The organism is Armatimonadota bacterium, assembly GCA_016125185.1.
GTDB lineage: Bacteria > Armatimonadota > Fimbriimonadia > Fimbriimonadales > Fimbriimonadaceae > Fimbriimonas.
In genome coordinates this window covers 1,731,887-1,747,984 of record WGMG01000006.1, presented here as the reverse complement: position 1 = coordinate 1,747,984, position 16,098 = coordinate 1,731,887, and the positions used below count along the sequence as shown (strand labels likewise).

Sequence of the window (16,098 nt, the reverse complement as noted above, 5' to 3'; positions counted from 1 at the left end):
TCTGATGGCCGCCGGCCTAGCCCTGTTCGGCTTGCAAGCGTTCTGGGGCAGTAAGATGGTCTACCCCGGCTGGAGCCAGAACTACAGCCCGGTACAGTCCGGTAAGGACCTGATCACCGGCGGACTTGGTGCAGACCAGATGCTGTTCGCGCTCGCCGGATTCCGCGAGTTCATCGCCGGTATCCTGTGGGTTCGCGCTGACTCGTTCTTCGAGTCTGGCAACTACGACGCGATTCTTCCGATCATCCGCTTGGTTACGTTCCTGGACCCGCACGAAATCGACGTGTACGCGACGGGTATGTGGCACATCGGCTACAACTTTACGGACGAGGAGCAACGGTCTGACCGACGCTACCTGCCTTCGGCTTTGGCCCTCGGCGAGGAAGGCGCAAAGCAGAACCCGAACACCTACGAACTGTACTTTGAAACCGGTTGGCTTTGGTACCACAAGATCGACGACAACTATGATAAGGCGGTGTACTGGATGGAGCAAGCCGACAGCAAGCAGGACATCCTGCTTCAACCGGCGCGACGAAACCTCTTAAGTCGTTTGTATGAGCGCAACGGCGAAATCGACAAGGCCCTGAACCACTGGTATACGGTCTACGATATCGCCCAAGCGGCCTACGACGAGGACAAAGATCGACGCAACTACCAGCTTCGTCAGAACCGCGATACGATTGAGAACAACCTCGACACGCTATTGATTCGTATGTCCCAACGCGGCTACTTCGCTGAGAAGGAGAACCGCAGCCTTGAAGGGTACGACGTCAATCCTCCGTTCGACGTAGGATTCAGCGTGAAGGTGACGGTTACCGACGAGCGCGTGATCCGCGTTCAGGGTAACTGGAACGTCCTTTCGATTGGTTCGCGAATTCGATGCGTTCTGCGCGATGCGAATTTCCCGAACGTGATTCCGGGTGGTGACAACTGGGACAAGGGGGCGACAGTCAACTTCGACCCTGATCGACAGAGCACCTACATGCAGGAGCAGCTCTTTGTTCGAAACCAACGGTTCGACAAGACGATCGACATGAGCCGCGACCCAACGATGTATCCGTTCTTCGGCGACAACTACGTCCTGGAGTTCTACTACAACCCGCGATCGGCGCCTGAGCACATTCAGGACAAGTTCGGATGGAACGGCGAAGGCATGACCGACAAGGAGAATCCGACGAATATGCGAACGGATATCCGCCCGGGAATGAAGTGCCTGTACCTTTCGCTTCCGATCTCGAAGGACCAAATCCTTCTTCGCGGAAAGTACCGTGGAACGACGCCCGTGATCCGATCGGCCGGGTATCACGATACCGAGAAGGACTACACGCATACTGCGACTGGCGAAGCGGATATTCCGATTCTTCGCGGTCAATGACAAAGCAAGTCAGTGCCCGGCGGTGCTACAATTCATCGCCGGGAACTGCGCGGCAGCAGTTCATCGAACTCCGTCAGGGCCGGAAGGCAGCAGCGGTAAGGTGAAACTCTGGGTGACGCGGCCCTCCCGGCAGTGAGTTCGTTCTCTTGTGGTACGACTTGCTTTCAATCAAAAAAATCGAAGTCAGGCTTTTGAAGATTTGACCCTTGCTGGCTGGTTCGGACGAGCCATGAGCGTGGGTCTTGTCGCAGATATGGCTTGTGGCGGTGAATTCGTTTTCTCGTGGCACAACTTGCTCTCTACCGAAAATATCGAAGTCAGACCTTTGAGGATCTGATCGGGCAAGACCATGTCGTACGAACGATCCAAAACGCTCTGAACTCTGGGCGGACCGCCCAAACCTTCCTTTTCACGGGTCCGCGCGGCACGGGAAAGACTTCTTCGGCCCGCCTGCTGGCCAAAGCGCTCAATTGCGAAAAGGGCCCCTCGGGGACGCCGTGCAACGAGTGCGAGCAATGCGTCATGATCACCAACGGGTCTCACCCCGACGTTATCGAGATGGACGCCGCGAGCGACTCGGGCGTGGATGACGTTCGCGATAAGATCGTGGATGTGGTGTCGTATGCGCCGATGGTCGGTCGCTACAAAGTTTTCATCATCGACGAGGTCCATGACCTCTCGCCCAAGGCATTTGACGCCCTGCTAAAGACGGTCGAGGAGCCTCCGGCTCACCTGGTTTTCATCTTGGCGACGACGGAGTACAACAAGGTTCCGGCGACGATTCGATCGCGATGCCAGAAGTACGAATTCCACCGAGCCTCGCTGAAGAACCTTATCGACCGGCTGAACTACGTTTGCCAGCAGGAAGGTGTGACGGCAGAGCCGGCCGCGATTGCGGCGATCGCGCGAATGGCAGACGGCGGCTTTCGAGATGCGCTAACGCTGCTCGAACAGGCGATCATCGTGTCGGAAGGGCAGATTTCGGTCGATCTGGTTTACGACCAGTTGGGATTGGTCTCGGAGCAGTCAGTCGACGATCTTTTGATTGCGGTGCAGATTGGCGATGTGCCGAAGATCATCACGCTGCTGGAAGAGATCATCCGCACGGGACGCGACCCCCGGTCGTTGCTAGAGTCGATGCTTCATCGACTGGCGGACCTAACTCGGGCGATCTATCAGGTGCCGGGCGAAGGAGTAGACGCAGTGCGCGAGTCGTCGCTCCACGAGATTGCGGCGCGGTTGGGCAAGCCGTTCCTGATTCAGGTTCGGGCAGCGCTGGCCGAGGCGCACAAGATCATTCGAGACATCTCGCTGCCGAAGCTCTGGCTGGAGAGCGAGCTGATCCGCATTGCCACGGCGGGAACCCAGCCGGAACCGGTTCGGGCTGCGCCCGCGCGTGAAGAACCGAAGCCAATGCCTCGGGAAGCCGCACCAAGAGAGGTTCGAGCGGTGGTGGAAACGCCTCCAGTTGAAACGACTCCGCCGGTTGAGGCGGCTCCCGTTTCTGAGCCTGCGCTGGCGCCTTCTTCTGGCAATGGACGACCAGAAAACAACGATTGGGATCGGCTGTGGAACTCCCTTCCAATCAATCCAAACACCGGAAAGCCGACCATGCATAAGCTGAAGCTCGACGCGGCGTCCTTGATCGAGGACTCGGGCGAGAAGATGGTGGTGGCGATCCATCGGCAGATCGACTTCGAGTGGTTCAACGAAAATGCACAGAGAATTAAGTTCGTGACTGACCAATTAGCGGCAATTGGCCGGGAAGGCACGAAACTTGAATTCATCCTTGAAAAAAAAAACAATCACAAGCTGATTGAGTCTGAAGCGGTAGAATTACACGTTGAAGGCGCACGGCTCGAAAGGTTGGTAAAAGAAGTTTTCAACCTTTCGGATAACAAAGAAGAGGATTTAAGTTAGACAATGAAACTTCCAAAAGGACTCGGTGGTGGCATGGGCGGCGGGCTCATGGCGAACGTTCAGAATGCGATGGCTCGGGCTCAGAACCTGGAGCAAGAGCTGGAGACGGAGACCATCAACGTCGACAAAGGCCCGGTCAAAGCGACCTTCGATGGAACCGGCCGCATCCAGACGATCAAGATCGATAAGAGCGTCGTCGATCCCGACGATGTCGAAGCTCTTGAAGACCTGATCACGGGCGCGATTCGCGACGGCTTTGAGAAGGCGGTCGAACTGCGCGCGGATCGCGTCAGTGAAATCACGAAGGGTCTGCCTCCTATTCCCGGCCTCGGGCTCTAAACCTTGCTATTCGCGAAACCGCTTGCTGAGCTGATCGCGGAGCTTGAGAAACTCCCAGGCGTTGGGCCGAAATCGGCGCAACGCTTGGCTTACCACCTTCTGCGCGTGCCCGACCACGAGGCGGAGAAGTTGGCTTCTTCCATCATGAACGCTAAGCAGAAGCTACGATTCTGCATACGCTGTCAGAACATTTCTGAGTCGGAAGAGTGCGAAATCTGCCGCGATGTGCGGCGCGATAAGACCGTTGTGTGCGTGGTGGGCGAGCCACGCGATATTGTAGCGATCGAGCGGATCAACGACTACAAGGGGCAGTACCACGTGCTTCACGGGCTGATCTCCCCGGTTGACAACATTTTCCCGGAGCAGCTTCGGATTCGCGAATTGCTTGAGCGGTTCCACCATGAGCCCATCGAAGAGGTGATCGTGGCGACGAATCCGACCATCGAGGGTGACTCGACAGCGCTTTATTTGGCGAAGCTTTTGAAGCCGGTCGGACTCAAGGTGACGCGGATTGCGCACGGTATGCCGATCGGTGGCGAATTGGACTACGCCGATTCGGCCACCCTTCTCTCGGCGCTTGAGTATCGCCGAGAGATGTAGCATAATTCAGGGCGAGTGCGAGGGCAAGGGCGGGGCGAGTGAGCTAAGCCAGACGGAGTTTGAGTCGGCGAAGTCGGAAGTATCGGTGCATTGCCGACCCAAGCAGGCTCGCAAGGAGGCCAACGGGCACTCCACCCAGCAAGTACATCGCCAGGAGTGGCAGCGTGAAGAACCCGTAGCATTCGATGAACGGTCGGTCGGCGGCGGATTCGAGGATGCCAACCGCTTGACCGCGGAAGTTCCTTTGCCAACCGGTCTGAGCGATCTGCTCCTTCATTTGGCTCTCAAATTTAGCGCGGGATACTGGGCCTTTGATCACATCATCGGCCCTCGCAACAGGGACAGACAGCCTCACATTTGGGCCGCCGAGAAGGATTTGTTCGTTGCCGTCGACTTTATGGAAGGTCTTTCCTGGCTCCATCGGCATGAGGACGAAGATACCGTTGCCTCCGCCCTCACGCAGGGCTGGGATCAAAAGAGAAGAACCATCCGGGATGCCGTTGGCGAACTTCGGATCGCTGAGAATCTGCTTCCACTGACTGATGATGTGATCCTCGAAAGCGATCGCCTTGCGATCCCTCGAAGCGGCATCGGCGGCCATGGCATGAAGTTGATTTCTCGGAAGGAGGATTGGGCTCCCGTTGTACGACTGGTAGTAGGAGAAGAAGCCGGCGGTGGGTAGAGCCAGTCCAGCGATGACGGCGGCCGGAATGAGGAAGGTAGTGACCTTGGGCATGAGTCCGGTGAGGCGCGCGTAGATGCCGAAGAGCGCGAAAGACGCGAAGAGGAGCCAGCCGAAGACATACTGAGGAACGAATGGGACGGCAATGGCACCAAGGACAAGGAAGAGCGTCATCATGGAGACCAGAGATCCGCGAGCCACTCGGGCGAATGTGCCTTGGCTGTCGTGGCCGGTGCGCACAAACTGACGCGCGATGGTCCGAGGATCGCCGAACCGCTCGATGGCGGTCTTTTCGGCTTCGGTCTGCTGTTGTCCTTCATCGGTTAGTTCTTCGACGATCGCCATCAGGTGATTTTTGGTCTCGAAGAGGAGGGCTTCGCGGCGCTCGTCGGGCATGAGGCCGTTGAGCTCTCGACCCATTTCGACAAGGTACCAGTCGATGTAGCTAAGGTTCATTTTCCTTCCTCCATGGTTTGGGCGGAGAAGACTCCCCCGACGCCAGCGACGAACTTTGTCCAAGCCGACTTTCTCTTTTCGAGTTCGACTTTGCCTGCGGGGGTCAGGGAGTAGACCTTCCGATTCGGCTTTCCATCCTGCTCGATCCATTCGGCGGCAACGAAGCCCGATTCTTCGAGTTTGTGGAGGGCAGGGTAGAGCTGGCCCTCGCCGTACTTCAGCACGTCCTGGCTTTGAGTTCGAATTCGCTTCGATATCTCGTAGCCGTGGAGTGCGTGATCGCCGATGACCGCTAAGATCAGTGCTTCCAAGTCGCCTTTAAATCCCATTTTGATACCTCTTATTTCTATGTATGAATATCATACATCAATTTTCTAGGTATACAAGAAAAATATTAAATACGGATACTTTTTGTCCGCGATTCGTTTATTTCGGACAAATAGTATCCATAATATGAGTATGGAGAAACGACTCAACTATTCGACGATCGCCCCGAGCTGGGCAATGGACATGGCGGCCCTCGGCCGAAGCGTCCAGGAGGGGATTGACGGCTCTCTGCTTTACCTGGTGGACATCCGCGCCTCCCAGATCAACCGATGCAGCTTCTGCCTGGACATGCACTCCAAGGAGGCCAAGATAGCCGGGGAGAGGGAACTGAAGCTGTATCACATCGCGGCATGGCCGGAATCGAACCTCTTTAGTGAGCGAGAGCGGGCAGCGTTGGCTCTCACCGAGCATTTGACTCTTCACCCCGATCAGGGTGTCAGCGATGATCTCTACAATGCTTCGCGTCAACACTTTTCGGAGAAGGAGTTTGTGGCCTTGGTGTACGGAATCGGGCTCATCAACGCTTGGAACCGGCTGAATGCGGTGTTCCGAACCACTCCTGGCGCCTACGACAAGATGTTTGGCCTTGACCAAGCGGGCCTCAGTTAGTCATCCTCTTGGCATGCAGCACGGGAATCAGGTCGAATGGGCGATTCACTGCTGTGCCGTATTGGCCGGTTTACCGGAGGGGCGGCGGCTGTCGGTAGCGTCGCTTGCGGAGTTTCATGGAGTTCCGAAGGCCTATTTGGCCAAGGGACTCCAGCGGCTTGAGGAGGCAGGAATCCTCAGTGGTTCAGTGGGGCCAAAGGGTGGATACCAGTTAGCGAAGCCAGCGGCCGAGATTTCGCTCCTAGACATTGTGCTTGGACTGGAGGGGAACTCGAACTGCTTTCGCTGTACGGATATCCGATTCAACAACCCCTGTCTGGTGAATCGAGGGAAGGGGCCTTGCCTCATTGCCGTGGCGATGCGGAAAGCGGAGAAGGCTTATCATCGTGAGCTTGCACAGACATCTCTGGCGGATGTGCTCCGGGAGCTGGCCGAAACGGCGGATCAGCCGACTCTGGAGAGGTCGGCTGAGTGGTTTGCCGAGAGGATTCGTTAGCGGCTACGCAAGGCGACGCCGGAACGACGAGTAGAAGGTGATCGTTGGGATCTTGGATGCGATAAAACCTAGGACATACGCGATGAGGAGGAAGATGAAGCCAGACAGAGCCATCGATCCAATCACTTCGGTCGCGGCATCGGTGCTGGTTCGATTTGACATTCGGTTTGCCATCGACAGGAATGACTGCTGCTCGTCGGCAATCATTTCGAAGGACGAACTTCGATATGGGGACGAACGACTGGCCCATGCATCAAGAGCCTCGTCGGCCGTGGCAACATATTTGAGATTCATGTAGGTCCACGGGAATTCCTCTCCGGTTGGAGGATTGAACTCGTGGTCGCTGGCGGAGTAGTGATATCTCGTGCGATAGTAGTAGGAGTTCATTCCGTTGGTTGAAGTAGGAACCAGGAACCCGGCGGTCAGTTTTCCGTTGAGAGAGACGTAGCTCGGCTTGACCTGCAAAAGCTGGGGGCCGACCTTCCGAATAGCGTCGAGGGCCTGCTCCTTGTTGACCGGCTTCGTCTGATACCGGCCGTCATCGTAGTTTGACGAGAAGTTGGACTCAATCTGACGTTCGAGACTTGCCAGCTTTTTCGTCGCGTTTAGGCCATCAGTCCAAAGATTGATTTTGGCGGGAAGCTCTCCCTTCGGGACGTCGGCAAAGGTGGGCTGAGGACCAAAGACCAAGTAGCAACCAGACACCGCCAGTCCGGCCGCCCATCCCAGGGCTAGTTTTCGCCAATCGCTTTTACGCGAAAAGAAACCGCCGAGGAGCGCGAGTACGGGCACAGCCCAGATCGACCCTAGAGCGCCATATGTGAAGTTGTAGGCCATACCCAGGTGCATCATGTAGGCGCGCATCAACCAGGCACCGAAGATGAGACTGAAGAAGAGCGCGATGCCGCTCAGTGTGTGGAACATGCCGCCAAACCGCCAGCGAGGACCTTGACTCAGCAGGTTAAGGGCGGCGTCTCTGGGTGATCCGAACGATGAGATCGCGGCCTTTTCCGCTTGAATTGGTTCCATCCCCTTCTCCATCAGATCGTCGACGTGTTCGGCAAGGTGGCTCATGATTTCCTTGACCGCCTCGAAGCGCCGGACATCGGACATGCGGCCCTTCAGGTAGCTATCGAGTTCGACCGAATACCAGTCTGCAAACCGTGCCATTATTTGCCCTCCTTGATGGCTGCATCCATCATCACCGAGTTGATGTTGGTGACGAACTTTTGCCACGCGGAGCGCTGGTTTTGGAGTTCCTGGGTTCCCTCGGCGGTGATCGAGTAGACCTTACGATCCGGCCGTCCATGCTGGGGAACCCATTCGGCGGAGATCAGGCCTTGCTCTTCCAGTTTGTGGAGCGCAGGGTAGAGCTTGTTTTCGGGGAGCGCGAGCGCGTCCTTGCTTTTGAGTTTGATCTGCTTGGAGATTTCATAGCCGTGGAGCGACCGTTCGGCAAGAACCCCTAGGATCAGTGCTTCATTATCCGTTTTGAATGCCATTTCATACCTCCCATTTCTGAGGTATTGGAATTATACATCAGTTTCTGATGTAGCAAGTAGCTTTTAGCCAAGAAGCCTTTAGCCTTTAGCGAATTGAGCCCGAGGCTGTATTGGTAATCTAGGCGACAATGCGGCGTTCAGACTTTCGAGATCTTCAGGTTTGGGTGAAAGGCAGGGCCATTTGCATCGACCTTTACAAGGTCACGGCCAACTTTCCGGTTCAAGAGCAATATGGAATTGTTTCCCAAATTCGGCGAGCCGCGGTTTCGGTCCCCACGAACATTGCTGAGGGGCATGGGAGAAGCTCCGATGCAGACTTCGTTCGCTTCCTTCATATCAGCTTAGGTTCGGTCAAGGAGCTAGAAACTCTTCTCGATATATCTGTCGAATTGGGCTACTTCAAGGATCGTCTCGAACTGCTTCCGAGGCTAGGTGAGGAATCAAAGATGATTGCCAGTTTGATTTTGACATTGACGAAGGACGCTAAAGGCTAAAGACTTCTTGGCTAAAGGCTCGAACTAAATTTCGAGGTTCCCAACTAAATCGTCGTGTCCGAAGTAAAAGTGGTGGGAGAATTCGCCGGGGCGGAGCCAGATGAGGGCGGTGGGGACGCCGAGAAGAACGAACGAGGCGACGGATTGAGCTTCTTCGGCAGAGAATGAGCCTTGATCATCGCGAGTGACGATCAGATGCAGGAGATCTTCTTCGCCTTCGAACTGATAGCGGTAAACGCCGAGGGTTCCCGAAAAGTCGTTGGGTTCGAGTCCAATACTGAGGAGAGCGAACTGATCGGACGGGCGCGAAAGAGAGGGATCGAAGACGGGAAGCGCGACTCGGCGATCCTCGCGAACGCACTCTAAAATCCTCCGCATGACCTCATCTCGGCGGGCTTGTTCGTTCTGGTTGGGTTCTAACACCACGGAATAGCTTACTTCACGGTAAAATGCAACCTGGAAACGATTTCCAATGGCCGCAAGAAAACAGACCGGACGCACCACGCGGCGCCGCACAACCGATTTAAAACCTAGCGCCCCAAGCGCACCTCGCACAAGCGAACTCATCGTCAACGTCTCGAACCGAGAGACCCGTATCGCCCTCCTCGATGATGGCAAGCTGATGGAATTTCGCGTGGAACGCGAAGAACGCGTGGTCGGCTCCATTTTCAAGGGCATTGTTCAGAACGTGCTTCCAGGTATGGAAGCCGCCTTTGTGGACATCGGCCTCGAGCGAAACACCTACCTCAGCATCGCCGACATTCTGCCGGAAGAAGGCAACGACAATTCGCCGGCTTCGGTTCGGCGGTCGGAGCTTCGACGTCGAAAGATCAAGGACCTTTTGAAGCCGGGCCAGCAAGTCATGGTTCAGGTCACTAAAGGCCCGCGCGGTACGAAAGGGGCGCGAGTTTCAACCCGAATCTCCCTGCCGGGACGCTATGTCGTCCTCCTGCCGGAATCTGGCGGCGTGGCGGTTAGTCGAAAGATCGACGACCGACGTGAGCGCGACCGGCTGAAGAAGATCGGCGAAAAGATTTGCCCGCCCGGCTTTGGCTTGATCGCCCGAACCGAGTGCGACGGACGCACGGAAACCGAGCTTCGCTCGGACATTCTGTACCTCGTTCGCGTGTGGGAAGAGGTGACCAAGCAGGCGAAGCGACTCCGCGCGCCGGCGTGCGTCCACCGCGACCAAACCCTGCTGTTCCGAACGGTTCGCGAGGTGTTTGGCGACCAGATCACACGGATGGTCATCGACGATCCGGACGAGTACGAAAAGGTACACCTGATCGCTAAGGTGGTTGCGCCGGCGATGGTGAACAAGATTCAGCTTTACGACCGGGAAGAGCCGATTTTCGACTTCTACGGAGTCGAAAAGGAACTCGACCGGCTGATGCAACACCACGTTCCGCTGAAGTCGGGTGGCTACCTGGTCATCGACGAGATGGAGGCGCTGACCGCCATCGATGTCAACACGGGTAAGCACATTGGCTCGACCGCATTGAGCGACACGATCCTGAAGACGAACCTGGAGGCGGCGGACGAAATCCTGCGCCAGCTCCGCCTTCGCGATATGGGTGGCATTATCGTCTGCGACTTCATCGACATGGAGGATGCGGGCGACAAGAAGAAGATTCTCGACCACTTTACGGCGGGCCTTGGCTATGACCGTGCCCGGACGCGAGTTGGCAAGATTTCGTCGCTTGGCCTTGTCGAGTTGACGCGAAAGCGCACCGGCGAGTCGGTCACGCAGGAGATCACGGAAAGCTGTCCGATGTGCATGGGCGTGGGACGCATCCCGAGTAAGGAGACGGTTTCGCTGTGGATCGAGCGCGATATGCGCCGCCGCATGCTGGAGCCGGGCAATGCCTTCTTGGTGGAAGCCCACCCGGCGGTCATCGAAGCACTGATCGGCTTGGACGGCGAGAACGTCGAAGAGCTCGAGCACGAGATTCGACGCGGCATCTATATCCGTGCGAACTTTGATTTGGAGTACGAAGAGTACGAGATCACGGCGGGCACGCTGGACGAGTTCGACAAGGAACTGATGATCTATCGCCGGTCGCAGGTGATGGAAGTGAACGTTCGCCGGTCGGCCTTTGAAGGCTCGACCCGCGCGGTTGGCTGGACCGACGAAGGTTTCTTCGTCGAGGTCATCAACGGCTACGAAACGATCGGGCACCGCGCCAAGGTCGTGCTTCACGACCTACGTCGAAGCTACGGCGTGGCCGACTTAATCATGCCGGGAACTGCGGGAGTCAACCGAAGCCTGGTTTAAGCATTCGAGCAAGGAGCCGGTCCATGAAGCCCCAAACCACTGAAGACCGCGAGAAGATGAGACATCTCGCGGTCGGAGGAGGGCTCATCGGCGGAGTCGTCCTTTTCCTTTGCGGCGGAGTCATCACGTGGATGCTGGCGATCAGCAGCGTCTTTACGGCCACCGCGACACGAAACCCAAACACCGGTGCTGTCACCGACATGGGCGAGGGTGTGCATATTCCGTGGGGCGTGTTGGTGATGGCCCTGGGGCTGATCATCGCAGTCATGAGCGTTATTTACGGCTTGGTGAATGCCCGATCTCCCGGCAAAGGCACGCGGATGACGTTCGCCAATATGACGGTGATTGCAAGATTTGCAACCGATGGCACAGGAGTTTTGTATACCGAACAAAGCCAGATCGAATTTCTGGACGATCCGAAGTACTATGTACGTTTGTCGGGCGCGACCGAGGGCTCAATGGAGTATCAGTGCGTGGAAGAGGTGTTTTGGATGTGCGGTGAAGGTTTGAAGGGAGAGGCGGATATTCAAGGGCGGTGGCTAGGGGCGTTTCGGCCTTATCAAGTCCCGCATGTGCCGGTGGTATAGCGCCATGCCGATGCACCATTGGAACCCTTTTTCGAAGGAGCGACGTCTGGAGCGTCGAGACACGATCATTGGCTGGCTGATGTTCGCCGGGCTGATCCTATTCTTGCCCGGTGGGATGCTGGTCTATTTCTTTGCCGTCGGCGGAGCGATCGGTGGACTTCATATCGACAATATTTTCAACGTGGTGAAGGTGATTCCGCTGATCGGCTTGTTCATGTACGTCGGGGGGCTGGCGTACGGAATCCATTCGGAGAAGACCGAGCACGTGGGGCCTCGGCACATGGTCCAGCATGCCCGGATTATTGCTCGCTACGCGATTACCCGCGACCATCGGATGGTGACGGACGAGTCGGAATTCGAGTTTTTGGATCGTCCGAAGTACTTCGTGAAGATGATGACCCCGAGCGAAGGGTCGATCGAGTACCAGTGCCACCATGCAGTGTTTCTGAATTGCGGTGAGGGGCTGATGGGCGATGCCGAGGTGCAAGGCCAATGGCTTGGTTCCTTCCGGCCGTATTTCGGAATGCAGGAAACCCACGTCGGGCAACGTTTCTAGCCTTTCGTGAACAGGGCATTTAGCTCGTTGACGAAGGCGTCGCCTTTGAACGAGTTGTCCATCGTGTTGCAGTTCATGTAGACGAAGACGGTGGTCTTGGATGAATCTAGGGCGTAGACCGACGACCAGTCGCCCAGGTTCGAGCTACCGAAGTGATAGAGACCCTTGTCGTTTTTGGCCCAGGAGCCGAGAGTGTATTTCGGGAAGTCTTTGTTCGTGTTTCTGGCCGACTCGAACGTCGCGCTGGCAGAGGGGCCACCGAACCCGGCGGCGACAGCCAGTAGGGAAGCGATTTCGTTCGCGGCTCCGGTGATGGCGAGGGTGGCGTCGCACATATAGCGCATGGAACGGCCCCACAGGGTGTAGCGACCGTAGGTGAGGAATTCGTGGGTCTTGCCGTCGATGTAATGCCCACGGGGCGTGGAGCCGACGTTTTTGTCCAGGATGTCCATCCCCATTTGGATAGAGGGGAGCTTCAGTTCTTCGTTGATGTACTGCGCGATCAGCTCTTCATACGACTTTTCGGTGGCGCGCTCGGCCATGACGACAGCAAGGTTCGCGCCACCGGCGTATTCCATCCGCTGTCCCGGGGCTGTGATCCCAGTGGCGCTCAGTTCCAGACGGGCAAGATATTCACGGCCCTCGGTTGGCACAACACCCGTCACTTGGTCCTGGCCGGGCACGTTGTAGGTGAGCCCGGCGGTGTGGGACATCAGCTGTCCGAGCGTGGCGTTGGCGGCGGGCGAGTGGAGGTCTCGGCAAAGGTCGCCAGCGAGTTTGGAGAAAGGAGTCTCCCAGCTCAGGACCTTGTCCTGAACTAGGCGGCTGACGACGTAGCCGCAGATCGGCTTGGAGAGGGACCCGACGGCGATGCGGTCCTTGATAGTGATGTCGTTGGGCTGGACGATGTCGCGAAAGCCGAGCGCGAGCGTGGTCACCGGTTTGCCACCTTTGACGGCGATGACGAGGAGGCCCGGCGCACCGTAAAGGTCGAAGTACTTCTCGCCAAGGGCTTTGACTTTGGCGTCGAGGGATTCGTCGCCAAAGGCGACGGCGGAAAAGAGTCCGGCACCCAGGCATCCGGCCATGAGGTCTCTCCGCGAAATCGACATCGGCACGAGTTTACTCGGGCACTCTCGGCGGCGGCAGAGCGTCTGATTGGATATGATCGCGACATTGGCGGCCATGTACGCCCTTTCGATCGGCTCGATTCGGCTGGAAACGATCCAAGGGCATCCTTGGCTGATCGAGGGCAACACCCGTTTTCGGCTTCCGAGGGAGGCTGGGAATTGGGAATGGTTGTACTCTCAGGGCGACCTTTTGGGCTGGCCGGTGGGCAAGGGGCGTTTGTTGAAGCGTGTCGCACCCAATAGGAATTGGGAGCTTTTGGACCTCGCCCTTTACGAAGATGGAGTCGAGATATCGCGGTTAGATTTCAATGCACTCGGACTAGAGTGGCTTCGCGACGACGCAAAATGGGGTGGCCATAAGCGGGCTAATGATTTACGCTTTTTGACGAACCGAACTTGGCTAAGCCAGGTGGTTGTGGAGCCAACCTACGCCTTTGGCATTCTTACGGTTCAGAATCTGACCGAATCAGTCCAGCCGACTCTTGCTCAGGCTCTGGTGAAGATAACCTTTGAACCGACCTTGAAGGCGAGTTTCATTAGGGACCTGGGGTACTTGAACGATCAGAATGAGCCCATTGCTCCAAGCTGGCCGCGCGTATTTTCAGTTGGTGGCAAGGTTCTGGTGGCGACGCAAGATGGAATCTGCCTATGCGACCCTTCGGGCAATCTAGGGGAAATGGTTGCGCCCATCGCGAAGGGACAATTTCCACTCGGTCAAATCGGAAATCAAGCGATCCTGATCGCTGATCCAGCGCGTAGGCAAATGCTGGTCTGGAAGCAACATGGTTACAGCCGTCCTATCGCCACCGGCAAGAATTATTTTGATCGTTCGTCTCTCGGCATCGATGGAAAATCTCTCGCATTTCTGGAGACCGAAGTGTTCGATCCGGTTTCGGGCAAGAGCCATCATTACCCCGATCGCGTTCTACCGTGGAAAGACTATGCCGTGATGTGGGATGGAAAGGTCGCCAAGGTCTACGAAGGTGCGACCGGAAGGCTCGTGGCCACCTGCAAGCGACATAATTGAAGGTGTTCGGCGGGATGCGTTCGCCGAGCGGCGGTGATGGTGACCACCAACCGAGATCGAGTGATTCAGCTTTGGGGAGCGGACTTTAGGGCCGAGGGCAACGGGCTGTCTGACCTCACGAGTTGTGCCGTCGACGCCGAAAGCATTTGGGAAATGGACGTCGAGCGGCTACGGCGGACGGTCGCCTTCGTCAGCTACGATCTTGCTCGTGTGGCGGACGGCGCTTTCCTGCACCGGCCGGATGTTTTGGCCGAAACCTGCCGCGTCTTGCAGGACGCGCCGGGTCTCTTGGTTTCGCTGTTTCCAGCGGATGGAGATTTGGCCACATGCCGCCGCGGAATCCTCTTTCTGGAATTGCTTCAGAGTGCAGTGGCTGGTGGGCAGCGCTTGCTGGAAGGGGAGGTTCGGTGCCCCTGGGACGACGACGATCTGCGGCTTTTTGCCGGGCGCGTTCGACTATCGGTTACCCGTCGCCTGCTTCTGTGACGTAGAATAGCCTCATGGATCCCATCATGCAGGCCGTGTACTTCGGCAAGGTCGATGAGTTTATTAAGGAGAAGGATCCGAACACGGAGGAGCAGATTCCTTCGACTCAGGACGATGTGTTTGCAGCGCGGGTGGCCTACAAAGAGAATCCCACAGAGGAGAACGGGCAGGCTTTCGTGCGGGCCTTGCGGCAAAGCGGGCACCATCAGGAGGCGGATGAGTTTGCCATGGCTCACCTGAAGGCGAAGCCGAAATTCACGATCGATGGGTTTTAGAGCTGTTTGGCTCTCAGCATGATCTCGTAGGCGTGTTCGAACACGCACTTGGTGAGGTCATTCCAATCGTAATAGATGTTGGGCAGATCGTCCATGGTGACGATTTGGCGTCCAAGCGACTCTTCGGGCATAGAGATTTCGCCGAGGCTCACGACGTTGGCAACGTAGACGTCGGCCCAGCGGACCTCGCCCTTTTCGCAGATTTTGTAGCATCCGATGTACTGCACGCTGTCGATCTCCGCGCCGCCTTCTTCCATCGCTTCGCGCTTCACGGCTTCGATCGACGATTCGAACGGCTCGACACGGCCGGAGGGGATGCACCAGCCTCGGTCACCGATGTTGCAGAGGAGAATGTTTTCGTCTTGCCAGGCAAAGACGAGGGCGGCGAAGGCTCGTAGAGGAGCTTTGTAGGGGGCCGCGAAGAACTGGAGGGTCTGTCGCCCGTAGGAGCCGCAGGGAAACTTCTTTACCGCCAAGTGATTACCTTTCCTAGAATGTTGCTCTGCAGAAAGGCTCCAAACTTGCGGCTGTCGTCCGAGTGGTTGATGTTGTCGCCAACCACGTAGATTCGACCAGGCGGAACGATATAATTGCCCTTTTCGAGGGGCCAATCCCTCGGGGCCATGCTCCAGGGGATCGCATCTCCCGGAAGGCCGAGAACTCGCTTGATGAAGTAATCATTCGACTTTTCTTCCTTCAGGACGATGATATCGTTGACCTTAATTTGCCCGACAAGCCAATAGGCATGGCATGTCAGAACTTTTTGTCCGTTTTGCAGAGTCGGAAGCATCGATTCGCCTCGAACTTCGGCTGTTTTGAAGCTGGTGAAGAAGACGATCGATACCATGAGGACGACGATCAGGAAAATTGTAAAGCCCCGAACCTTGGTCTTTGGCTTTGGCGGATTCTGACTTTCAACGACTGCTTCCATTCCCCACTCCGCTATACTCTTATACTTTTAA

At 56.6% G+C, this 16,098-nt stretch carries 21 protein-coding genes and 1 other RNA gene; 14 read left to right on the top strand and 8 right to left on the bottom strand.

The window, feature by feature from the left end; genetic code table 11:
* Window positions 1–4 precede the first annotated feature (4 nt).
* The 5 genes from GC165_16300 (at window position 5) to recR (ending at window position 4,234) form a co-directional block, all read left to right on the top strand.
* Entirely contained in the window at window positions 5–1,375 is a 1,371-nt protein-coding gene (locus GC165_16300; GenBank protein ID MBI1334430.1) for a hypothetical protein, read from the top strand.
* A gap of 36 nt (window positions 1,376–1,411) precedes the next feature.
* An RNA gene (gene ffs / locus GC165_16295) (signal recognition particle sRNA small type) lies at window positions 1,412–1,510 on the top strand.
* 135 nt (window positions 1,511–1,645) lie between these two features.
* Entirely contained in the window at window positions 1,646–3,295 is a 1,650-nt protein-coding gene (gene dnaX, locus GC165_16290; GenBank protein MBI1334429.1) for a DNA polymerase III subunit gamma/tau, read from the top strand.
* 3 nt (window positions 3,296–3,298) lie between these two features.
* Window positions 3,299–3,634: a YbaB/EbfC family nucleoid-associated protein gene (locus GC165_16285; GenBank protein ID MBI1334428.1), complete on the top strand. Its 336-nt coding sequence runs from the start codon at window positions 3,299–3,301 to the stop codon at window positions 3,632–3,634.
* Window positions 3,635–3,637: 3 nt separating this feature from the next.
* On the top strand, window positions 3,638–4,234 hold the full coding sequence (gene recR / locus GC165_16280) for a recombination protein RecR (protein MBI1334427.1): 597 nt from the start codon (window positions 3,638–3,640) through the stop codon (window positions 4,232–4,234).
* 43 nt (window positions 4,235–4,277) lie between these two features.
* On the opposite strand, the gene GC165_16275 is transcribed toward recR, so the two are convergent.
* Window positions 4,278–5,372 (bottom strand): hypothetical protein, encoded by a 1,095-nt coding sequence (locus tag GC165_16275; GenBank protein ID MBI1334426.1) that lies wholly within the window; start codon window positions 5,370–5,372, stop codon window positions 4,278–4,280.
* On the bottom strand, window positions 5,369–5,701 hold the full coding sequence (locus GC165_16270; GenBank protein MBI1334425.1) for a PadR family transcriptional regulator: 333 nt from the start codon (window positions 5,699–5,701) through the stop codon (window positions 5,369–5,371). The genes GC165_16275 and GC165_16270 overlap by 4 nt, the downstream gene beginning before the upstream one ends.
* A 130-nt stretch (window positions 5,702–5,831) precedes the next feature.
* Between GC165_16270 and GC165_16265 the strand changes: the two genes are divergently transcribed.
* Entirely contained in the window at window positions 5,832–6,308 is a 477-nt protein-coding gene (locus GC165_16265; protein MBI1334424.1) for a carboxymuconolactone decarboxylase family protein, read from the top strand.
* 13 nt (window positions 6,309–6,321) lie between these two features.
* Entirely contained in the window at window positions 6,322–6,804 is a 483-nt protein-coding gene (locus GC165_16260) for an Rrf2 family transcriptional regulator (protein ID MBI1334423.1), read from the top strand.
* Window positions 6,805–6,807: 3 nt separating this feature from the next.
* Here the strand turns inward: GC165_16260 and GC165_16255 are convergent, their stop codons facing one another.
* On the bottom strand, window positions 6,808–7,974 hold the full coding sequence (locus GC165_16255; GenBank protein ID MBI1334422.1) for a hypothetical protein: 1,167 nt from the start codon (window positions 7,972–7,974) through the stop codon (window positions 6,808–6,810).
* Window positions 7,974–8,306 (bottom strand): PadR family transcriptional regulator, encoded by a 333-nt coding sequence (locus GC165_16250; GenBank protein ID MBI1334421.1) that lies wholly within the window; start codon window positions 8,304–8,306, stop codon window positions 7,974–7,976. The genes GC165_16255 and GC165_16250 overlap by 1 nt, the downstream gene beginning before the upstream one ends.
* A 128-nt stretch (window positions 8,307–8,434) precedes the next feature.
* Between GC165_16250 and GC165_16245 the strand changes: the two genes are divergently transcribed.
* Entirely contained in the window at window positions 8,435–8,800 is a 366-nt protein-coding gene (locus tag GC165_16245) for a four helix bundle protein (protein ID MBI1334420.1), read from the top strand.
* A 24-nt stretch (window positions 8,801–8,824) separates the two neighbouring features.
* On the opposite strand, the gene GC165_16240 is transcribed toward GC165_16245, so the two are convergent.
* Window positions 8,825–9,178, bottom strand: a complete 354-nt coding sequence (locus tag GC165_16240) for a hypothetical protein (GenBank protein ID MBI1334419.1) — start codon at window positions 9,176–9,178, stop codon at window positions 8,825–8,827.
* 94 nt (window positions 9,179–9,272) lie between these two features.
* Between GC165_16240 and GC165_16235 the strand changes: the two genes are divergently transcribed.
* From GC165_16235 to GC165_16225, 3 genes are read left to right on the top strand one after another with little or no spacing between them, the layout of a single operon-like run.
* Window positions 9,273–11,075 carry an Rne/Rng family ribonuclease gene (locus GC165_16235; GenBank protein ID MBI1334418.1) on the top strand — a complete coding sequence of 601 codons (1,803 nt, stop codon included), beginning with the start codon at window positions 9,273–9,275 and terminating at the stop codon, window positions 11,073–11,075.
* Between the two features lie 23 nt (window positions 11,076–11,098).
* Complete coding sequence (locus GC165_16230; GenBank protein ID MBI1334417.1) at window positions 11,099–11,662, top strand: hypothetical protein; 564 nt, start codon at window positions 11,099–11,101, stop codon at window positions 11,660–11,662.
* A complete protein-coding gene (locus GC165_16225) occupies window positions 11,646–12,218 on the top strand; it encodes a hypothetical protein (protein MBI1334416.1) in 573 nt (190 codons plus the stop codon). Before GC165_16230 ends, GC165_16225 begins: the two co-directional genes overlap by 17 nt.
* On the opposite strand, the gene GC165_16220 is transcribed toward GC165_16225, so the two are convergent.
* A complete protein-coding gene (locus GC165_16220) occupies window positions 12,215–13,405 on the bottom strand; it encodes a serine hydrolase (GenBank protein ID MBI1334415.1) in 1,191 nt (396 codons plus the stop codon). The two genes, GC165_16225 and GC165_16220, sit on opposite strands and share 4 nt — an antisense overlap.
* Between GC165_16220 and GC165_16215 the strand changes: the two genes are divergently transcribed.
* The 3 genes from GC165_16215 to GC165_16205 are packed head-to-tail and all read left to right on the top strand — an operon-like array spanning window position 13,383 to window position 15,136.
* Window positions 13,383–14,375 (top strand): hypothetical protein, encoded by a 993-nt coding sequence (locus GC165_16215; protein MBI1334414.1) that lies wholly within the window; start codon window positions 13,383–13,385, stop codon window positions 14,373–14,375. The genes GC165_16220 and GC165_16215 overlap by 23 nt on opposite strands.
* 60 nt (window positions 14,376–14,435) lie before the next feature.
* Window positions 14,436–14,861, top strand: coding sequence for a hypothetical protein (locus GC165_16210; protein ID MBI1334413.1), 426 nt, complete (start codon window positions 14,436–14,438; stop codon window positions 14,859–14,861).
* Between the two features lie 14 nt (window positions 14,862–14,875).
* On the top strand, window positions 14,876–15,136 hold the full coding sequence (locus GC165_16205; GenBank protein ID MBI1334412.1) for a hypothetical protein: 261 nt from the start codon (window positions 14,876–14,878) through the stop codon (window positions 15,134–15,136).
* Here the strand turns inward: GC165_16205 and GC165_16200 are convergent.
* On the bottom strand, window positions 15,133–15,768 hold the full coding sequence (locus GC165_16200; GenBank protein MBI1334411.1) for an NUDIX domain-containing protein: 636 nt from the start codon (window positions 15,766–15,768) through the stop codon (window positions 15,133–15,135). The two genes, GC165_16205 and GC165_16200, sit on opposite strands and share 4 nt — an antisense overlap.
* On the bottom strand, window positions 15,603–16,067 hold the full coding sequence (gene lepB / locus GC165_16195) for a signal peptidase I (GenBank protein MBI1334410.1): 465 nt from the start codon (window positions 16,065–16,067) through the stop codon (window positions 15,603–15,605). Before lepB ends, GC165_16200 begins: the two co-directional genes overlap by 166 nt.
* Between the last annotated feature and the right edge of the window lie 31 nt (window positions 16,068–16,098).